Source organism: Streptomyces sp. SolWspMP-5a-2, assembly GCF_900091845.1.
GTDB classification, from domain to species: Bacteria; Actinomycetota; Actinomycetes; order Streptomycetales; family Streptomycetaceae; genus Streptomyces; species Streptomyces doudnae.
The window spans coordinates 18432-33691 of sequence record NZ_FMCI01000167.1; the positions used below are offsets into that span (position 1 = coordinate 18432).

Consider the following 15260-nt stretch of genomic DNA (forward strand, 5'->3'; position numbering starts at 1 on the left):
ACCCGCCTCGGCGTCCTAGCCTGGAGGCATGGACATCGCCCTGCGCACCTGTTTCCTCGCCGTCGACGACCACGACAAGGCCATCGCCTTCTACCGGGACGTCCTGGGTCTGGAGATCCGCAACGACGTCGGTTTCGAGGGCATGCGCTGGGTCACCGTCGGATCGCCGGCGCAGCCGGACGTGGAGATCGTGCTGGAACCGCCGGGCGCCGACCCGGACGCCTCCCCCGCCGACAAGGAGGCGCTGAGCCGCCTGCTCGCCAAGGGCATGCTGCGCGGCGTCATCTTCTCCACCGCCGACTGCGACGCCCTCTACACCCGGGTCCGGGACTCGGGCGCCGACGTGCTCCAGGAACCGATGGACCAGCCCTACGGCGTGCGGGACTGCGCGTTCCGCGACCCGGCGGGCAACCTGCTGCGCTTCATGGAGCGGGCCGCCTGAGTCCGGCGCCCGCGGGCGGCGCTCACTCCCCCGGCCAGGCCCGGACCTCCACCACGGCATTCACCGGGATCGGCCCGTACACGTGCGGGAAACCCCCCTCGTAGCGCACCTCCGCGTCCAGCAGTGCCGGGTCGACGACCAGGACCACCAGGTCGTCCAGACCGGCGTAGAACGCCTCTGCGACGCCCGGGAGTTGGGCCGCTGTGGAGCAGTGCACGAAGCCCTCCTCCTGGAGGGTGCGCCCCCGGGTGGACATCTCGTAGACGCCCCGCGCGCGGGACGCGTCCCAGAGCGCGCGTTCGGTGAGGTGGAGGATGGTGGCATCGGCAGCGTCCGGCATGGCACCACCGTACGGGGCGGGGCCGTACGGACACCGGGGAGGTTCCCCCTGTGCCGGGGAGGTCACCGGGGAGCCGGGGTGGTGAGGCTGCTCGGACGTGACGTGCGCGGCACCGGGCCCGGCCAGGTGCGGCTGCGGCCCCGCGCATCGTGGGGATGCGCGGGACCCGCCGGGCCGAAACCCCCGAGGCCCACACGGGGTCAGGTCCGCGTGGTCTCGCGGTCTCGGCCGTCTCGGCTGTCCTGTCCGTCTCGGCCGTCTCCGGGACTTCCTGGTTCCTTCCGCGAGCGCCGCGCGGGGTGCCGCCGCACCCCGTTCGACAGCCGCCCCCGTCTTCTCTCCCCCCTGTGGCCGCGCCCCTGTCAGTTGCTGCGGCGCGTCACGAACTCCGCGAGGGCCAGCAGGCCGCCCGCCGACTCCGGTTCGGGGACCGCGCGGGACAGCTCCTGCATCGCGCGGGCCATCCGGTCAGCCGCCTGGACCTGCGCCCAGTCCCGGCCGCCCGCCCGTTCGACCGCCAGCGCGATCCGGTCCACGGCCTCCTGGTCGCCCTCCGCGCAGGGCAGCGCGTACAGCTCCGCCAGCTCCGCCGAGGCCGGGGCGCCGGAGGTGAGGGCGGCGACCACCGGCAGGGACTTCTTGCGGGCCGCGAGGTCGGCGCCGGCCGGTTTGCCGGTGCGGTGCGGGTCGCCCCATATCCCGATGACGTCGTCGATGAGCTGGAAGGCGAGCCCGGCCTGGCGGCCGAACGCGTCCAGCGCGTCGACGTCCTCGCGGTCCGCGCCCGCGTAGAGGGCGCCCAGCGCACAGGCGCACCCGAGCAGGGCGCCGGTCTTCGCCTCGGCCATCGTCAGCACCTCGGCGAGGGAGACCTCCGTCGGGGAGCGCCGTTCCATCGCGGTGTCGGCCTGCTGTCCCGCGCACAGCTCGATGACGCAGTCGGTGAGCCGGACGGCGGCCCCCGCCGAGGCCGGGTGCGGGTCCTCGGCGAACAGCCGCAGGGCGAGCGCCTGGAGGGCGTTGCCGGTGAGGATGGCGTCGGCGTCCCCGAAGACCGTCCACGCGGTGGGCCGGTGGCGGCGGGTGGGGTCCCGGTCCATCACGTCGTCGTGCAGGAGCGTGAAGTTGTGGACCAGCTCCACCGCGGCCGCGGCCCGGACCGCCCGTTCCCTGGCCCGCGGGCCGCCGAGCGCGCCGGCCGCGGTGAGGACGAGCGCGGGACGGATCGCCTTGCCCGCGTTGCCGTCCGCCGGGGTGCCGTCCGCGTGCTCCCAGCCGAAGTGGTAGCGGGCGACCCGGCGCAGCGATCCGGGCAAGGAGTCCACGGCGGCCCGCAGTTCGGGGTCGACGCGGGCACGGGCGCGTTCCAGGATCGCCGCGGCCTCGGATCCGTCCAGGGGGTGTGCCTCCACCGTCAGTTCGGCCATGGGGTCCCCCTCGGACAGTGCTCGGACGCCACCGCCCGGACCGCCGCCGGGCGTGTACGCCGGAGATGTACCCGCCCCGGAGGGCGGGGACACGGCTCCGAGGTGCAAAGACGTCACCGCCAGCGGCCGATCTCGACGTTCTCCAGCACGCCGAGCGCGTCCGGCACGAGGACCGCCGCGGAGTAGTAGGCGGTCACCAGGTAGTTGATGATCGCCTGCTCGTTGATGCCCATGAAGCGCACCGACAGGCTCGGTTCGATCTCGTCCGGGATGCCCGCCTGCTGGAGGCCGATGACGCCCTGCTCGCTCTCGCCGGTGCGCATCGCGATGATCGAGGTGGTGCGGGCCTCGGTGACCGGGATCTTGTTGCACGGGTAGATCGGCACGCCGCGCCAGGTCGGGATGCGGTTGCCCGCCACCTCGATGGACTCCGGGACCAGCCCGCGCTTGTTGAACTCGCGGCCGATCGCGGAGATCGCGCGCGGGTGGGCGAGCAGCAGCTTGGTGCCGCGGCGCCTGCTGAGCAGCTCGTCCAGGTCGTCGGGGCTGGGCACGCCGTCGTGCGGCTGGAGGCGCTGGTCGTACTCGCAGTTGTGCAGGAGCCCGAACTCCCGGTTGTTGACCAGCTCGTGCTCCTGACGCTCCTTCAACGCCTCGACGGTGAGCCGCAACTGGTGCTCGGTCTGGTTCATCGGCTGGTTGTAGAGGTCGGCCACGCGCGAGTGGATGCGCAGGACGGTCTGCGCGATGCTCAGTTCGTACTCGCGGGGGCGGGCCTCGTAGTCGACGAAGGTGTGCGGGATGTCGGGCTCGCCGCTGTGGCCCGCGGCGAGGTCGACGGCCTTCTCGCCGTACTTGTTGGTGCTCTGCTCCGGGATCGCGCGCACCTCGGCCAGGTGGTCGCGCAGGGAGTCGGAGCGCTCCGCGATCTGCTGGACGTCCTGGCGGGAGAGGGCGAGGACCGTGCAGGCGGTGACCGCGCGGGCGGTGGACTCCCAGACGGCGTCGTCGGAGAGCAGCGCGGCCTCGCCGAAGTAGGCGCCGTCGGCGAGCACGCCGAGGACCGCGTCGTCGCCGTAGGGGCCGGTACCGACCCGCTCCACCCGGCCGTGCGCGAGCAGGTAGACCTCGTCGGTCGGGGTGCCGTCCGAGACGATCACGTCCCCGGGAGCGAACTCCCGCTGGCGGCAGCGCTGGGCCAGCTCGCCGAGCACGTCCTGGTCCTCGTAGGAGCGCAGGGCGGGCAGTTCGCCCAGCTCCGCCGGGATGACCTCGACCCGGTCGCCGGTCTTCACGAACGTGATGCGGCCGTCCCCCACGGTGTACGTGAGACGCCGGTTGACCCGGTACGCGCCGCCCTGCACATTGACCCACGGCAGCATGCGCAGCAGCCAGCGCGAGCTGATCTCCTGCATCTGCGGCGCGGACTTGGTCGTGGTGGCCAGGTTCCGCGCGGCGGCAGTGCCGAGACTCTGCTGCGGCTTGTCCTGCTCCGTACGGACCTCTTCGCCTACCGACATATGAGAATTGCCCTCCCTGTCCTGCGCCGATGCCTGCCGCTCGGGCGCATCGGCGTGCTCACGGGGCAACCCTTCCATCACGGAGCGTGCTGATGCTATTACCCGAAAGAGCGGGAATGGATCACCGGCGGCCGGGGCATGATGAGCGTTCCGCCGACGGCCCGCATCCACCCAAACGCCTCGAACTCCCCTGCCAGATGTCCTGATCGGGTCGCACAGGGCCCGAACAAGGCATGTGGACGGGCTCCTTCCGGTACAAGCAGCGGTACGAGACGGCCGTGCACGACGGCCGTCGGCGCAGCACGGAAGAAAGGGGCGGTCATGGCCTCACCCATGTCCGCGGGCACGTTCCTGCGCGCTCTCAGGGCCGAGGGCGTCACCGTCGTCGAGGTCGGCGACTGGGAGCACCACAACCGCAACCACAAGGGGCCGTGGGGCCCCGTGAACGGCGTGATGATCCATCACACGGTGACGAGCGGCACCGCGAGGACGGTGGCGCTCTGCCGGGACGGCCACAGCGAGCTGCCGGGACCGCTCTGCCACGGCGTCATCGCCAAGGACGGCAAGGTCCACCTGGTCGGCTACGGCCGCGCCAACCACGCGGGGTTCGGCGACGACGACGTCCTGCGCGCGGTCGTCGCGGAGAAGTCGCTGCCGCCCGTCAACGAGGCGAACACGGACGGGAACCCGCGCTTCTACGGCTTCGAGTGCGAGAACCTCGGGGACGGCAAGGACCCGTGGCCGCAGGCCCAGTTGGAGGCGATCGAGAAGGTCTCCGCAGCCGTCTGCCGCCACCACGGCTGGACGGAGAAGTCGGTGATCGGGCACCTGGAGTGGCAGCCGGGCAAGGTGGACCCCAGGGGCTTCACCATGGCGTGGCTGCGCGGCCGGGTCCGTGACCGCCTGAAGTGACCGTCGCGGCCTGGGCCACCGGTCAGGACCGGGTGGCCCCGGCCGCGCGGGACCGCCGGGCGGCGCGCTGTCCTCGCAGGTCACAATGGTGACGTGACCGGCAGCACCCCCCTCGACCCGTCCGCGGTCCCCGATCCGGGGCACGCCGCCGACCCGCGCGCCGTCCTCCGGCCGAACCTGCCCTCCCCGCTGCGGGAGGTGCGGGACGGCCGGTTCGAGCGGCGCGGGGTGCGGCTGCTCGTCAAACGGGACGACCTGATCCATCCGGACCTCGTCGGCAACAAGTGGCGCAAGCTGGCGCCGAACCTCGCCGCCGCGGCCGGCCGGACCGTCGTCACCTTCGGCGGCGCCTACTCCAACCACCTGCGCGCCACGGCCGCCGCGGGCCGCCTCCTGGGGCTGTCCACGGTCGGCGTGGTGCGCGGGCAGGAGCTGGCCGACCGGCCGCTCAACGCGTCCCTGGCCCGGTGCGCGGCCGACGGCATGCGGCTGCGGTTCGTGGACCGCTCGACGTACCGGAGGGTGTCCGAGCCGGAGACGCTGGCGGCCGTGCTGCGCGCGGCGGACGCCCCGCGCGCGTACGTCGTCCCGGAGGGCGGCAGCAACGTCCTGGCGGTCCGCGGCTGCCGGGCGCTCGGCGAGGAACTGCGCGGGCACGCGGACGTCGTCGCGGTGGCCTGCGGCACCGGCGGCACGCTCGCCGGACTCGCCGCGGGGCTCGCCGGGGGACAGCGCGCGCTGGGCGTCGCGGTCCTGCGCGGCGGCTTCCTCGGCCGGGAGACGCAGGCCCTCCAGGAGGCGGCGTTCGGCCACCGCGTGGGCGCGTGGGACGTGGACGACCGCTTCCATTTCGGCGGCTACGCGCGCGTGCCGGCCGCGCTGGAGGCGTTCGCGGCGGACTTCGAGGACCGGCACGGCGTCCCCGTGGAACATCTCTATGTCGCCAAGTTGCTGTACGGACTCGTCGCCCTGGCCGAGGAGGGCGGGTTCCCGCGCGGGACGACGGTCGCCGCGGTGATCACCGGGGCGCCGTTCACCGGGTGACGCCCCCGCGGGCGGCGGCCCTCACGCCGTCTCCCGGTAGGCCGCCGCCTCCTCCAGGTCGAGGCGTCTGAGCAGGGTGCGGAGCATTTCGTCGTCGATGTGGCGGGCGTCGCGCAGCCGCACGAAGACCTCGCGCTCGGAGCTGATCATCGCCCGGGACAGCCGCCGGTAGACGTCGTCCACGGTCTCCCCCGTGACCGGGTTGACCTGGCCGAGCCGCTCCCAGACGGCGTTGCGGCGGCGTTCGAGGACGGTGCGCAGGCGGTCGGCGAGCGGCGGCGGCAGGGCGTTGGACTCGTCCGCCAGGAGTTCGTCGAGACGGCGTTCGGCGGCCCGGGACGCCTGCGCCTGGGCGTTGGCCTCGGCCAGCGTCTCGGCCCGTGAGTCGCGGCCGGGCAGCTTCAGGAGCCGGATCAGAGTGGGCAGGGTGACGCCCTGGACGACCAGCGTGCCGATGACGGTGGTGAAGGTCAGGAACAGGATCAGGTTGCGCCCGGGGAAGGGGGCGCCGTCGTGCAGTTCGACCGGGATCGAGAAGGCGATGGCGAGCGAGACGACGCCCCGCATGCCCGCCCAGCCGATCACGAAGGGGCCCTTCCAGCCGGGGTTCTCCTCGCGCCCCCGGATGCGGGCGGACAGCAGCCGGGGCAGGAAGGTCGCCGGGTAGACCCAGACGAAGCGGGCCGCGACGACGACCAGGAAGACGGCGACGGCGTACCAGGCGGCGCTGAGCCCCTGGTAGGCGCCGAGGCCCTTGAGGACGATCGGCAGCTGGAGGCCGATCAGGGCGAACACGGCGGACTCCAGGACGAACGCGACCATCTTCCAGACGGCCTCCTCCTGGAGGCGGGTGGCGAAGTCGACCTCCCACGCGCGGTGGCCGAGCCAGAGCGCGACGACCACGACCGCGAGGACACCGGAGGCGTGCACCTGCTCCGCGGCCGCGTAGGCCACGAACGGGATCAGCAGGGAGAGCGTGTTCTGGAGCAGCGCCTCCTTCAGGTGGGTGCGCAGCCAGTGCAGCGGCACCATCAGCACCAGGCCGATGCCGACACCGCCGAACGCGGCGAGCAGGAACTCGCCGATACCGCCCGCCCAGGTGGCGCCCTCGCCGACGGCCGCCGCGACCGCGACCCGGTAGGCGGTGATCGCCGTGGCGTCGTTCACCAGGGACTCGCCCTGGAGGATCGTGGTGACCCGGGAGGGCAGGCCGACCCGGCGGGCGATCGCGGTGGCGGCGACCGCGTCCGGCGGCGCGACCACCGCGCCGAGCACCAGCGCCGCCGTCAGCGACAGCCCCGGCACGATCCGGTAGGCGGCCCAGCCGACCACGAGGGTCGCGAACAGCACGTACCCGACGGACAGCAGCGCGACCGGCCGGAGCTGCGCCCTGAGGTCCAGGTAGGAGCTGTCGGTGGCGGCGGTGTACAGCAGCGGCGGCAGCACCAGGGGCAGCACGATCTCCGGGTCGAGGGTGTAGTCGGGCACCCCGGGCACGTACGACACGATCAGCCCGATCGCGACGAGCAGCAGCGGCGCGGGCACCGGTGTGCGCCGGGCCGCCGCCGCCACCGCCGCGCTCCCCGCCACCAGCAGCAGCAGTGGCATCACGTCCATCGTCCTCGCCCGCCCTCGTCATTCCGCGCGGTCGTCCCCGCGGGAGTCGTAATCTGGCAATCATGAAACAGTGCACGCACGCCGACGCGCTGCCGCACCCGGAACCCGTCCCGCTGAGCGAGACGTGCACCGAGTGTCTGGCGCTCGGCACCCACCCCGTCCAGCTCCGGCTCTGCCTCACCTGCGGCCACGTCGGGTGCTGCGACTCCTCGCCAGGACAGCACGCCACCGGGCACCACAAGGATTCCGGTCACCCGGTGATGCGGACCTTCGAGCCGGGCGAGAGCTGGCGTTGGTGCTTCGTGGACCACGTCCTGGTGTGACCGGAGGCGACTCCGGTTCAGTACGGTTCGACGGTCCGGCCACTGGGTACGTCAACCCGGCGCGCGCTCTTCCCAATTGGGCCCGCAGACCCCCTAGCCACGGAGCGTATTCATAGGTTTACTATGAGTGACGGCAAGGGGATGGGGTCCTGGGGACAGGACAGTTCGGAGCGCGATAGCGTCACCGCTGAACCACTCATCGCGTTACCCCGGGGGGCGACCCTCGGCCCCGAAAAGCTTGTACCACCTTGGAGGTGAGGGTGTCCCAGATCGCAGGCGAGCCCGCGACCCAGGACTTCGTGGAAGTCCGGCTGCCGGCCGCGGGTGCCTACCTGTCGGTGCTGCGTACGGCCACGGCCGGCCTCGCGGCCCGTTTGGACTTCACCCTCGACGAGATCGAGGACCTCCGCATCGCGGTGGACGAGGCCTGCGCGATCCTGCTCCAGCAGGCCGTGCCGGGCTCGGTGCTCAGTTGTGTCTTCCGACTGGTCGACGACTCGCTGGAGGTCACCGTCTCGGCGCCCACCACCGACGGCCACGCCCCGTCCCGCGACACCTTCGCCTGGACCGTCCTGTCCGCCCTGGCAGGCAAGGTCTCCTCCGCGGTGGACGAGGACAAGACCGTGTCGATCAGCCTCTACAAACAGCGCGGCGCGGGACCCGGGCCGGCGTGAGGACAGGGGACGGTCCGGTGCGTGACGAAGAACGCGGCACCCGGGAGCCACCGGCCGACGGCGCAGGTGGTTCCCGGCGCGCGGGGGACGCCGTCGACGGCGTGACCGGCATCCCCGAGCAGGCCCGCCCGCACCCGCAGGACGACGGGGGACGCGAGGGGGAGGGCGCCGCGCCGGGCACGCCCCCGGGCGGGCGGAACGGAGTCTCACCGGTCCGCCCGGACGCGAGGGCGCAGCGAAGGACAACGGGCGGGACGATGAGCGAGCACCAGCGAGACGAGCAGCAGGCTCCACCGGCCGCGCCACCGGCCACCCCTCACGACGCGCACGACCGCAGCGGAGCGCGGGCGCTGTTCATCGAGTTGCGGGGGCTGCAGGACGGCAGCCCGGAGTACGCGGAGCTGCGCAACCGGCTGGTGCGGATGCACCTGCCGCTCGTCGAGCACCTCGCCCGCCGGTTCCGCAACCGCGGCGAACCGCTGGACGACCTCACGCAGGTCGCCACCATCGGCCTGATCAAGTCGGTCGACCGCTTCGACCCGGACCGCGGCGTCGAGTTCTCGACGTACGCGACCCCGACGGTCGTCGGCGAGATCAAGCGGCACTTCCGTGACAAGGGCTGGGCGGTGCGGGTGCCGCGCCGCCTCCAGGAGCTGCGGCTCGCGCTCACCACGGCGACCGCGGAGCTGTCCCAGCAGCACGGCCGCTCCCCCACCGTCCACGAACTCGCCGAGAAGCTGGCGATCTCGGAGGAGGAGGTCCTGGAGGGCCTGGAGTCGGCGAACGCCTACTCGACGCTCTCGCTGGACGTGCCGGACACGGACGACGAGTCCCCGGCCGTCGCGGACACCCTGGGCGCGGAGGACGAGGCGCTGGAGGGCGTCGAGTACCGCGAGTCCCTGAAGCCGCTCCTGGAGGATCTCCCGCCCCGGGAGAAGCGGATCCTGCTGCTGCGCTTCTTCGGCAACATGACGCAGTCGCAGATCGCGCAGGAGGTCGGCATCTCGCAGATGCACGTGTCGCGCCTGCTGGCGCGCACCCTCGCGCAGCTCCGGGAGAAGCTCCTCGTCGAGGAGTAGCAGCGAGGCGGCCCGACGGCCGTCGCGGAAGCGAGTACGAACGCACCCCGCGACGGCCCGGTTCCCCGGGGACCGCAGTCCACCGGCCCCGCGGAGGTCGGCCTCCCTGGGCACCATCGCCCCCGCGAAAGCCCGGCCTCCCCGAACAGCCCCGGCCACCGGCCACGCGACGGCCCGGCTCCCCGAACACCACCCCCGCGAGGGCCCGGCGCCGATCACCCCGGCCCCGCGGCGCCGCTCCCCCGGCCGTGCCGTCTCCCGGTGTCGGCCCGCCTACTTCTCGGTCGCGCGTCCGCCGTCGCGGGGGCGTCCGGCGGGGTCCTTCTCGGCGTCCGCCCGTCCCGGGCCCCGGATGCCGAGGGTGCGGTTCGTCTCCGGGTGGATCAGCAGGACCAGCGCGGCGACGGCGACGACCCCCAGGACGATCCCCGCCGGGATGGCCACGCTGTCCGCCTGGAGCAGCGTGTAGGCGACCGGCAGCGCCATGATCTGCGTGATCACCGCGGGGCCCCGGCTCCAGCCGCGCAGCCCCAGCAGACCGCGTGCGGCCAGCAGCGGCAGCAGCGCGAGGACGAGCAGGGTGATCCCGCCGGTGACGGCGGAGCCGCGGCCGTCCGGGTCCCCGGTGAGGCCGCCGACGAGCATCCACGCGCCGCCCACGACGAGGGCGGCCCCCTCCAGCGCGGCGAGCGCGGCGGCGTACGTCAGCCGGCGCGGACGGCGGTCCGCTGGGGGCCTGACGACGGAGTCCTCGGTGGCGGGGTTCGGCTCTCTGGTCACCTCAGCAGGGTAGCCGTCGGCCGCGCGGCGCCCCGGGCTCCCTCCGTGGCGAGGCTCACGCCCCCGCCTCTTACCGGATCCCTACCTCGGCCTGTGCCGGGTACCACCCAGTAGGTAACCTGCAACCCATGCGTGCACTCCTCGTGGTCAATCCGGCGGCAACCACCACAAGCGCACGTACGCGCGACGTCCTCATCCACGCGCTCGCCAGCGAGATGAAGCTGGAGGCGATCACCACCGAGTACCGCGGGCACGCGCGCGACCTGGGCAGGCAGGCGGCCGACAGCGACGACATCGACCTGGTGGTGGCCCTCGGCGGCGACGGCACGGTCAACGAGGTGGTCAACGGTCTGCTGCACGCGGGCCCCGACCCCGAGCGGCTGCCCCGGCTCGCGGTGGTCCCGGGCGGCTCCACCAACGTCTTCGCCCGCGCGCTGGGGCTGCCGAACGACGCCGTGGAGGCGACCGGCGCGCTGCTGGACGCACTGCGCGAGAACAGCGAACGCACGGTCGGAATGGGGCGGGCCGAAGGCACCCCGGGGACCGAGGACGAGGCGGCGCCCGCGCGTTGGTTCACTTTCTGCGCGGGACTGGGATTCGACGCGGGTGTGGTCGGGCGCGTGGAACAACAGCGCGAGCGGGGCAAGAAATCCACGCACGCGCTCTATCTCCGCCAGGTGATGCGTCAGTTCCTCCAGGAGCCCAACCGCCGCCAGGGGACTATCACTTTGGAGCGGCCGGGTGCCGATCCGGTGACCGATCTCGTGCTCTCCATAATCTGCAACACCTCGCCGTGGACGTATCTGGGCAATCGTCCGGTGTACGCCGCGCCTAAGGCTTCGTTCGATACCGGGCTCGACGTAGTGGGTCTCAGCCGCATGTCGACCGTGGCGGTTGCCCGGTATGCCACACAATTGCTCACTTCGTCCCCCGAGCGGGGACCCCATGGCAGGCATGCGGTGGCCCTGCACGACCTGGACCAGTTCACCTTGCATTCGAAGGCCCCCCTCCCCCTCCAGATGGACGGCGACCACCTCGGACTGCGCAGAAGCGTGACGTTCACAGGCGTACGCCGTGCACTGCGTGTGATTGTGTGAGCAGAAAAGGCCAAAGTCCTTTCACTCGAACGTTTAGGCCAGGGTCCACCCCATGGAAGTACGGCTGTGACCTAGTCGACACCGAGGAATCAAAAAAACTTTCCAGAAGGGGTTGTATCCGCCGCTGAGGTTTGCGAGTCTCTACGTGGCGATCGGGACGGCCCCCGCAACACCAGCCTCCACAGATCACCGGAACCCCTCTTCGAAACACAGGACCACACCAGGGAACCTGGCGGTAGGCCCTTCACTTGTTGAGGGATTCGTGAAAGCGTTCACATTCACAAGCAACTTGCACGTAATACCAAGGAGAGGTAGCAGCCATGGACTGGCGTCACAACGCCGTTTGCCGCGAGGAAGACCCCGAGCTCTTCTTCCCCATCGGCAACACCGGTCCTGCGCTGCTGCAGATCGAGGAAGCCAAGGCCGTCTGCCGTCGCTGCCCGGTTATCGAGCAGTGTCTGCAGTGGGCGCTTGAGTCCGGCCAGGACTCCGGCGTCTGGGGTGGTCTCAGCGAGGACGAGCGCCGTGCCATGAAGCGCCGCGCCGCCCGCAACAGGGCTCGTCAGGCCTCCGCCTGACCACATCCACCCCGTACACAGCCTGAGCTTGGCGGCGCGTACAGCGAGTACGCATCTCCCGCCCCCGAGCCGCAGCGCGCAGTACCCCGATGCGCTTACGCTTAGCGAACAAGCAGCAACGAGCACAGGCCCCGGACCTTCTCGAAGGTCCGGGGCCTTTTGCTGTCACGGGAGTTGGCGTTCCGCACGGCGGACATCCGGCAGAGTCGTTTCTGCCGGAGTCCGGAGCCGGATCCCCTATTTGTTGGCCTGCACCGGGACGTCCAGGATGACCCGGGTGCCCCCTTCCGGCACCGGCACCATGTCGAAGGTCCCGCCCAACTCGCCCTCCACCAGCGTCCGGACGATCTGGAGGCCGAGGTTGCCCGCGGTGTGCGGGTCGAACCCCTCGGGCAGTCCGACGCCGTCGTCCTGGACGGTGACCAGCAGCCGCGTCTCCTTCGTGGTGCCGCCGCGCACCGCCGACACCTCGACGGTCCCGGTCTCGCCCTCGCGGAAGCCGTGCTCCAGCGCGTTCTGGAGGATCTCGGTGAGCACCATGGAGAGCGGGGTGGCGACCTCGGCGTCCAGGATGCCGAAGCGTCCGGTGCGGCGGCCGGTGACCTTGCCCGGCGAGATCTCGGCGACCATCGCGAGCACCCGGTCGGCGATCTCGTCGAACTCCACCCGCTCGTCCAGGTTCTGAGACAGCGTCTCGTGCACGATGGCGATCGAGCCGACCCGCCGCACCGCCTCCTCCAGCGCCTCCCGCCCCCGGTCGGACTCGATCCGGCGGGCCTGGAGCCGCAGCAGCGCGGCGACCGTCTGGAGGTTGTTCTTCACCCGGTGGTGGATCTCCCGGATGGTCGCGTCCTTGGTGATCAACTCCCGCTCGCGGCGGCGCAGTTCGGTGACGTCCCGGAGCAGGACGAGCGAGCCGATCCGGGTGCCCTTCGGCTTGAGCGGGATCGCCCGGAACTGGATCACCCCGTCGTGCGCCTCGATCTCGAACTCCCGGGGCGCCCAGCCGCTGGCGAGCTTGGCCAGGGCCTCGTCCACCGGCCCCCGGGTGGGGGCGAGTTCGGCGGTGGTGACGCCGAGGTGCTGGCCGACCAGGTCGGAGGCGAGGCCCATCCGGTGGTAGGCGGAGAGCGCGTTCGGGGAGGCGTACTGCACGATGCCGTCCGCGTCGAGCCGCAGCAGTCCGTCGCCGACCCGGGGGGCCGCGTCCATGTCCATCTGCTGGTTCGGGAACGGGAAGGAGCCGGCCGCGATCATCTGCGCGAGGTCGGACGCGCTCTGCAGATAGGTCAGTTCGAGGCGGCTCGGGGTGCGCACGGTGAGCAGGTTGGTGTTGCGGGCGATGACACCGAGGACCCGGCCCTCGCGGCGGACCGGGATCGACTCGACCCGGACCGGGACCTCCTCGCGCCACTCGGGATCGCCCTCGCGCACGATCCGGCCCTCGTCGTGGGCGGCGTCGAGCATGGGACGGCGGCCGCGCGGGACGAGGTGGCCGACCATGTCGTCCTGGTAGGAGGTCGGCCCGGTGTTCGGGCGCATCTGGGCGACCGAGACGTACCGGGTGCCGTCGCGGGTGGGGACCCACAGGACCAGGTCGGCGAAGGAGAGGTCGGAGAGCAACTGCCACTCCGAGACCAGCAGATGGAGCCACTCCAGGTCGGAGTCGTCTAGGGCGGTGTGCTGGCGGACCAGTTCGTTCATGGAGGGCACGGAAGGGAGCGTACCTCCCGGTTTGCGCGGGCCCCGGGACACCCGCGGGCCGCGGCGCCTGGGAGGGACCCTCGACCCTCCCGGCACCGCAGCCCGGAGCAGCATCGGCCGTGGGGTGTGCGGTCCCGGTCGGCCGAAGGATGAGGATCCGGGGCAGTCAGGGCAGAGAGCTCCGGGTCCTCGGTCCGCCCTCCTGTGCGGGGAAGGCGGAAGTCGTGTGCCGTGGCGCCGTTCCGCCACTCCTACGATTGTGGACTAGACCACTACGTGTGTCCATGTGTCGGAGCCTGTTTGTTGCCGTCGCTTCCGGTGCTGTTCCCCGGCGGCTCGCGGACATACTCGGACGTCCTGGTATCCACTCCGCAGCCTAGCCCGCGCCCCTCGTCCGTGGGGGCCTTCGGGCGGAGCAATCCGGCGAACGAACGACCGCGGACTCGGTGCGGCCCGGTAGGGCACGGCGCACCTCGGTACGGCGCACCTCGGTACGGCGCACCTCGGCATGGCGCGCTCCATGCCGCCCGCGCCCCTGTCCCCGTCCCGCCCCACCCTCGCCCCCGCGCCGCGCCGCGCCCTCCGCCCTCCGCGGCATGCCGCAGGTCCGGGGCGGCGCTGTCGAGGCCGCCGCGGAAGAGAGGCATGGAAGGGGAGCGCGGAAGGGGGGCGTGGCCTGCGTGTTCATCTGCTCGCCGCCTCGCGTGGGGGGAATTTTGCGGCGGGTGACAGCGGGAGGTGAGCGAGTGGGACGGGCGGTCCGCACCTGGGCCGTCGGAGTGAATTCTGTTAGATTGGTCTAAACCACATAGCCCTCTCCGGACCGTTCCCGCGGTCCCCTCAGAACGGCAGGACCAGCGTGGAAGTTGTCATCGTCCCGGACGCCGCGGCGGGTGGCGAGCTGATCGCCGACGCGCTGGCGCAGCTCCTGCGGCGCAAGCCCGACGCCCTGCTCGGGGTGGCCACCGGTTCGACGCCGCTGCCCGTCTACCAGGCGCTGGCGGCGAAGGTGCGCTCCGGTGCGGTGGACACCACGCGGGCGCGCATCGCGCAGCTCGACGAGTACGTGGGCCTGCCGGCCGACCACCCCGAGTCCTACCGTTCGGTGCTGCGGCGCGAGGTGCTCGATCAGCTCGGCATCGGCATGGACGCCTTCCTCGGTCCGGACGGCGCGGCCGAGGACGTGCGGGCCGCCTGCGAGGCGTACGACCGGGCGCTGGCCGAGGCGGGCGGGGTGGACCTGCAGATCCTCGGGATCGGCACGGACGGGCACATCGGCTTCAACGAGCCGTGCTCCTCCCTGGTCTCCCGCACCCGCATCAAGACGCTCACCGAGCAGACCCGCGTCGACAACGCGCGCTTCTTCGACGGCGATCTGACGCAGGTCCCGCACCACGTCATCACCCAGGGCATCGGCACCATCCTGGAGGCCAGGCACCTGGTGCTGCTCGCCACCGGCGAGGGCAAGGCCGACGCGGTCGCGGCGACCGTCGAGGGCCCGGTGGCCGCCGTCTGCCCCGCCTCCGCGCTCCAGCTGCACGGACACGCGACGGTCGTCGTGGACGAGGCCGCGGCCTCCAAGCTGAAGCTCGCGGAGTACTTCCGCCACACCTACGTCAACAAGCCGGACTGGCAGGGCATCTGAGCACGGCCGAAGGCGCCGGTCCCCTCGGGGGCCGGCGCCTTCGGTGTGCGCGGGGCGGGGCGACGGGCCGTCGCCCCC

The 15260-nt window shown here is 72.2% G+C and carries 15 protein-coding genes; 9 read left to right on the top strand and 6 right to left on the bottom strand.

Annotation, left to right across the window (positions count from 1 at the left end):
- Positions 1-28: 28 nt before the first annotated feature.
- Entirely contained in the window at positions 29-442 is a 414-nt protein-coding gene (locus tag GA0115242_RS17255; RefSeq protein ID WP_093829371.1) for a VOC family protein, read from the top strand.
- Positions 443-464: 22 nt separating this feature from the next.
- Here GA0115242_RS17255 and GA0115242_RS17260 read toward each other — a convergent pair whose 3' ends face one another.
- The 3 genes from GA0115242_RS17260 to GA0115242_RS17270 form a co-directional block, all read right to left on the bottom strand.
- A complete protein-coding gene (locus GA0115242_RS17260; protein WP_093829373.1) occupies positions 465-782 on the bottom strand; it encodes a DUF952 domain-containing protein in 318 nt (105 codons plus the stop codon).
- Between the two features lie 362 nt (positions 783-1144).
- Positions 1145-2209 carry a family 2 encapsulin nanocompartment cargo protein polyprenyl transferase gene (locus GA0115242_RS17265; protein WP_093829375.1) on the bottom strand — a complete coding sequence of 355 codons (1065 nt, stop codon included), beginning with the start codon at positions 2207-2209 and terminating at the stop codon, positions 1145-1147.
- A 113-nt stretch (positions 2210-2322) separates the two neighbouring features.
- A complete protein-coding gene (locus GA0115242_RS17270) occupies positions 2323-3729 on the bottom strand; it encodes a family 2B encapsulin nanocompartment shell protein (protein WP_093829377.1) in 1407 nt (468 codons plus the stop codon).
- A 321-nt stretch (positions 3730-4050) separates the two neighbouring features.
- Here GA0115242_RS17270 and GA0115242_RS17275 point away from each other — a divergent pair, with 321 nt between their 5' ends.
- A complete protein-coding gene (locus GA0115242_RS17275) occupies positions 4051-4641 on the top strand; it encodes an N-acetylmuramoyl-L-alanine amidase (RefSeq protein WP_093829379.1) in 591 nt (196 codons plus the stop codon).
- Between the two features lie 93 nt (positions 4642-4734).
- A complete protein-coding gene (locus GA0115242_RS17280; protein WP_093829381.1) occupies positions 4735-5685 on the top strand; it encodes a 1-aminocyclopropane-1-carboxylate deaminase/D-cysteine desulfhydrase in 951 nt (316 codons plus the stop codon).
- Positions 5686-5706: 21 nt separating this feature from the next.
- Here GA0115242_RS17280 and GA0115242_RS17285 read toward each other — a convergent pair whose 3' ends face one another.
- Positions 5707-7302, bottom strand: coding sequence for a Na+/H+ antiporter (locus GA0115242_RS17285; RefSeq protein WP_093829383.1), 1596 nt, complete (start codon positions 7300-7302; stop codon positions 5707-5709).
- A gap of 62 nt (positions 7303-7364) precedes the next feature.
- On the opposite strand from GA0115242_RS17285, the gene GA0115242_RS17290 reads away from it, so the two are divergent.
- The 3 genes from GA0115242_RS17290 to GA0115242_RS17300 all read left to right on the top strand — a co-directional run bounded on the left by GA0115242_RS17290 (position 7365) and on the right by GA0115242_RS17300 (position 9378).
- Complete coding sequence (locus tag GA0115242_RS17290; RefSeq protein WP_093829385.1) at positions 7365-7625, top strand: UBP-type zinc finger domain-containing protein; 261 nt, start codon at positions 7365-7367, stop codon at positions 7623-7625.
- Positions 7626-7885: 260 nt separating this feature from the next.
- Positions 7886-8299: an anti-sigma regulatory factor gene (locus GA0115242_RS17295; protein ID WP_004925829.1), complete on the top strand. Its 414-nt coding sequence runs from the start codon at positions 7886-7888 to the stop codon at positions 8297-8299.
- On the top strand, positions 8296-9378 hold the full coding sequence (locus GA0115242_RS17300) for an RNA polymerase sigma factor SigF (RefSeq protein ID WP_093829387.1): 1083 nt from the start codon (positions 8296-8298) through the stop codon (positions 9376-9378). Before GA0115242_RS17295 ends, GA0115242_RS17300 begins: the two co-directional genes overlap by 4 nt.
- A gap of 273 nt (positions 9379-9651) precedes the next feature.
- Here GA0115242_RS17300 and GA0115242_RS17305 read toward each other — a convergent pair whose 3' ends face one another.
- Positions 9652-10158, bottom strand: a complete 507-nt coding sequence (locus tag GA0115242_RS17305; protein WP_093829389.1) for a hypothetical protein — start codon at positions 10156-10158, stop codon at positions 9652-9654.
- Between the two features lie 128 nt (positions 10159-10286).
- Here GA0115242_RS17305 and GA0115242_RS17310 point away from each other — a divergent pair, with 128 nt between their 5' ends.
- Positions 10287-11255, top strand: coding sequence for a diacylglycerol/lipid kinase family protein (locus GA0115242_RS17310; RefSeq protein WP_093829391.1), 969 nt, complete (start codon positions 10287-10289; stop codon positions 11253-11255).
- A gap of 320 nt (positions 11256-11575) precedes the next feature.
- Positions 11576-11833 carry a WhiB family transcriptional regulator gene (locus GA0115242_RS17315; RefSeq protein WP_003992873.1) on the top strand — a complete coding sequence of 86 codons (258 nt, stop codon included), beginning with the start codon at positions 11576-11578 and terminating at the stop codon, positions 11831-11833.
- A 237-nt stretch (positions 11834-12070) separates the two neighbouring features.
- Here GA0115242_RS17315 and GA0115242_RS17320 read toward each other — a convergent pair whose 3' ends face one another.
- Entirely contained in the window at positions 12071-13537 is a 1467-nt protein-coding gene (locus GA0115242_RS17320) for a sensor histidine kinase (protein WP_093829393.1), read from the bottom strand.
- A gap of 859 nt (positions 13538-14396) precedes the next feature.
- Here GA0115242_RS17320 and nagB point away from each other — a divergent pair.
- On the top strand, positions 14397-15182 hold the full coding sequence (gene nagB / locus GA0115242_RS17325) for a glucosamine-6-phosphate deaminase (RefSeq protein ID WP_093829395.1): 786 nt from the start codon (positions 14397-14399) through the stop codon (positions 15180-15182).
- The last annotated feature ends 78 nt before the right edge of the window (positions 15183-15260 follow it).

What these genes read in the sequence shown, in the direction of transcription:
- GA0115242_RS17260 (WP_093829373.1), bottom strand. Translation starts at nt 782, where the DNA reads ATGCCGGACGCTGCCGATGCCACCATCCTCCACCTCACCGAACGCGCG.
- GA0115242_RS17315 (WP_003992873.1), top strand. Translation starts at nt 11,576, where the DNA reads ATGGACTGGCGTCACAACGCCGTTTGCCGCGAGGAAGACCCCGAGCTC.
- GA0115242_RS17255 (WP_093829371.1), top strand. Translation starts at nt 29, where the DNA reads ATGGACATCGCCCTGCGCACCTGTTTCCTCGCCGTCGACGACCACGAC.
- GA0115242_RS17285 (WP_093829383.1), bottom strand. Translation starts at nt 7,302, where the DNA reads ATGGACGTGATGCCACTGCTGCTGCTGGTGGCGGGGAGCGCGGCGGTG.
- GA0115242_RS17265 (WP_093829375.1), bottom strand. Translation starts at nt 2,209, where the DNA reads ATGGCCGAACTGACGGTGGAGGCACACCCCCTGGACGGATCCGAGGCC.
- GA0115242_RS17290 (WP_093829385.1), top strand. Translation starts at nt 7,365, where the DNA reads ATGAAACAGTGCACGCACGCCGACGCGCTGCCGCACCCGGAACCCGTC.
- GA0115242_RS17320 (WP_093829393.1), bottom strand. Translation starts at nt 13,537, where the DNA reads ATGAACGAACTGGTCCGCCAGCACACCGCCCTAGACGACTCCGACCTG.
- GA0115242_RS17310 (WP_093829391.1), top strand. Translation starts at nt 10,287, where the DNA reads ATGCGTGCACTCCTCGTGGTCAATCCGGCGGCAACCACCACAAGCGCA.
- GA0115242_RS17275 (WP_093829379.1), top strand. Translation starts at nt 4,051, where the DNA reads ATGGCCTCACCCATGTCCGCGGGCACGTTCCTGCGCGCTCTCAGGGCC.
- GA0115242_RS17270 (WP_093829377.1), bottom strand. Translation starts at nt 3,729, where the DNA reads ATGTCGGTAGGCGAAGAGGTCCGTACGGAGCAGGACAAGCCGCAGCAG.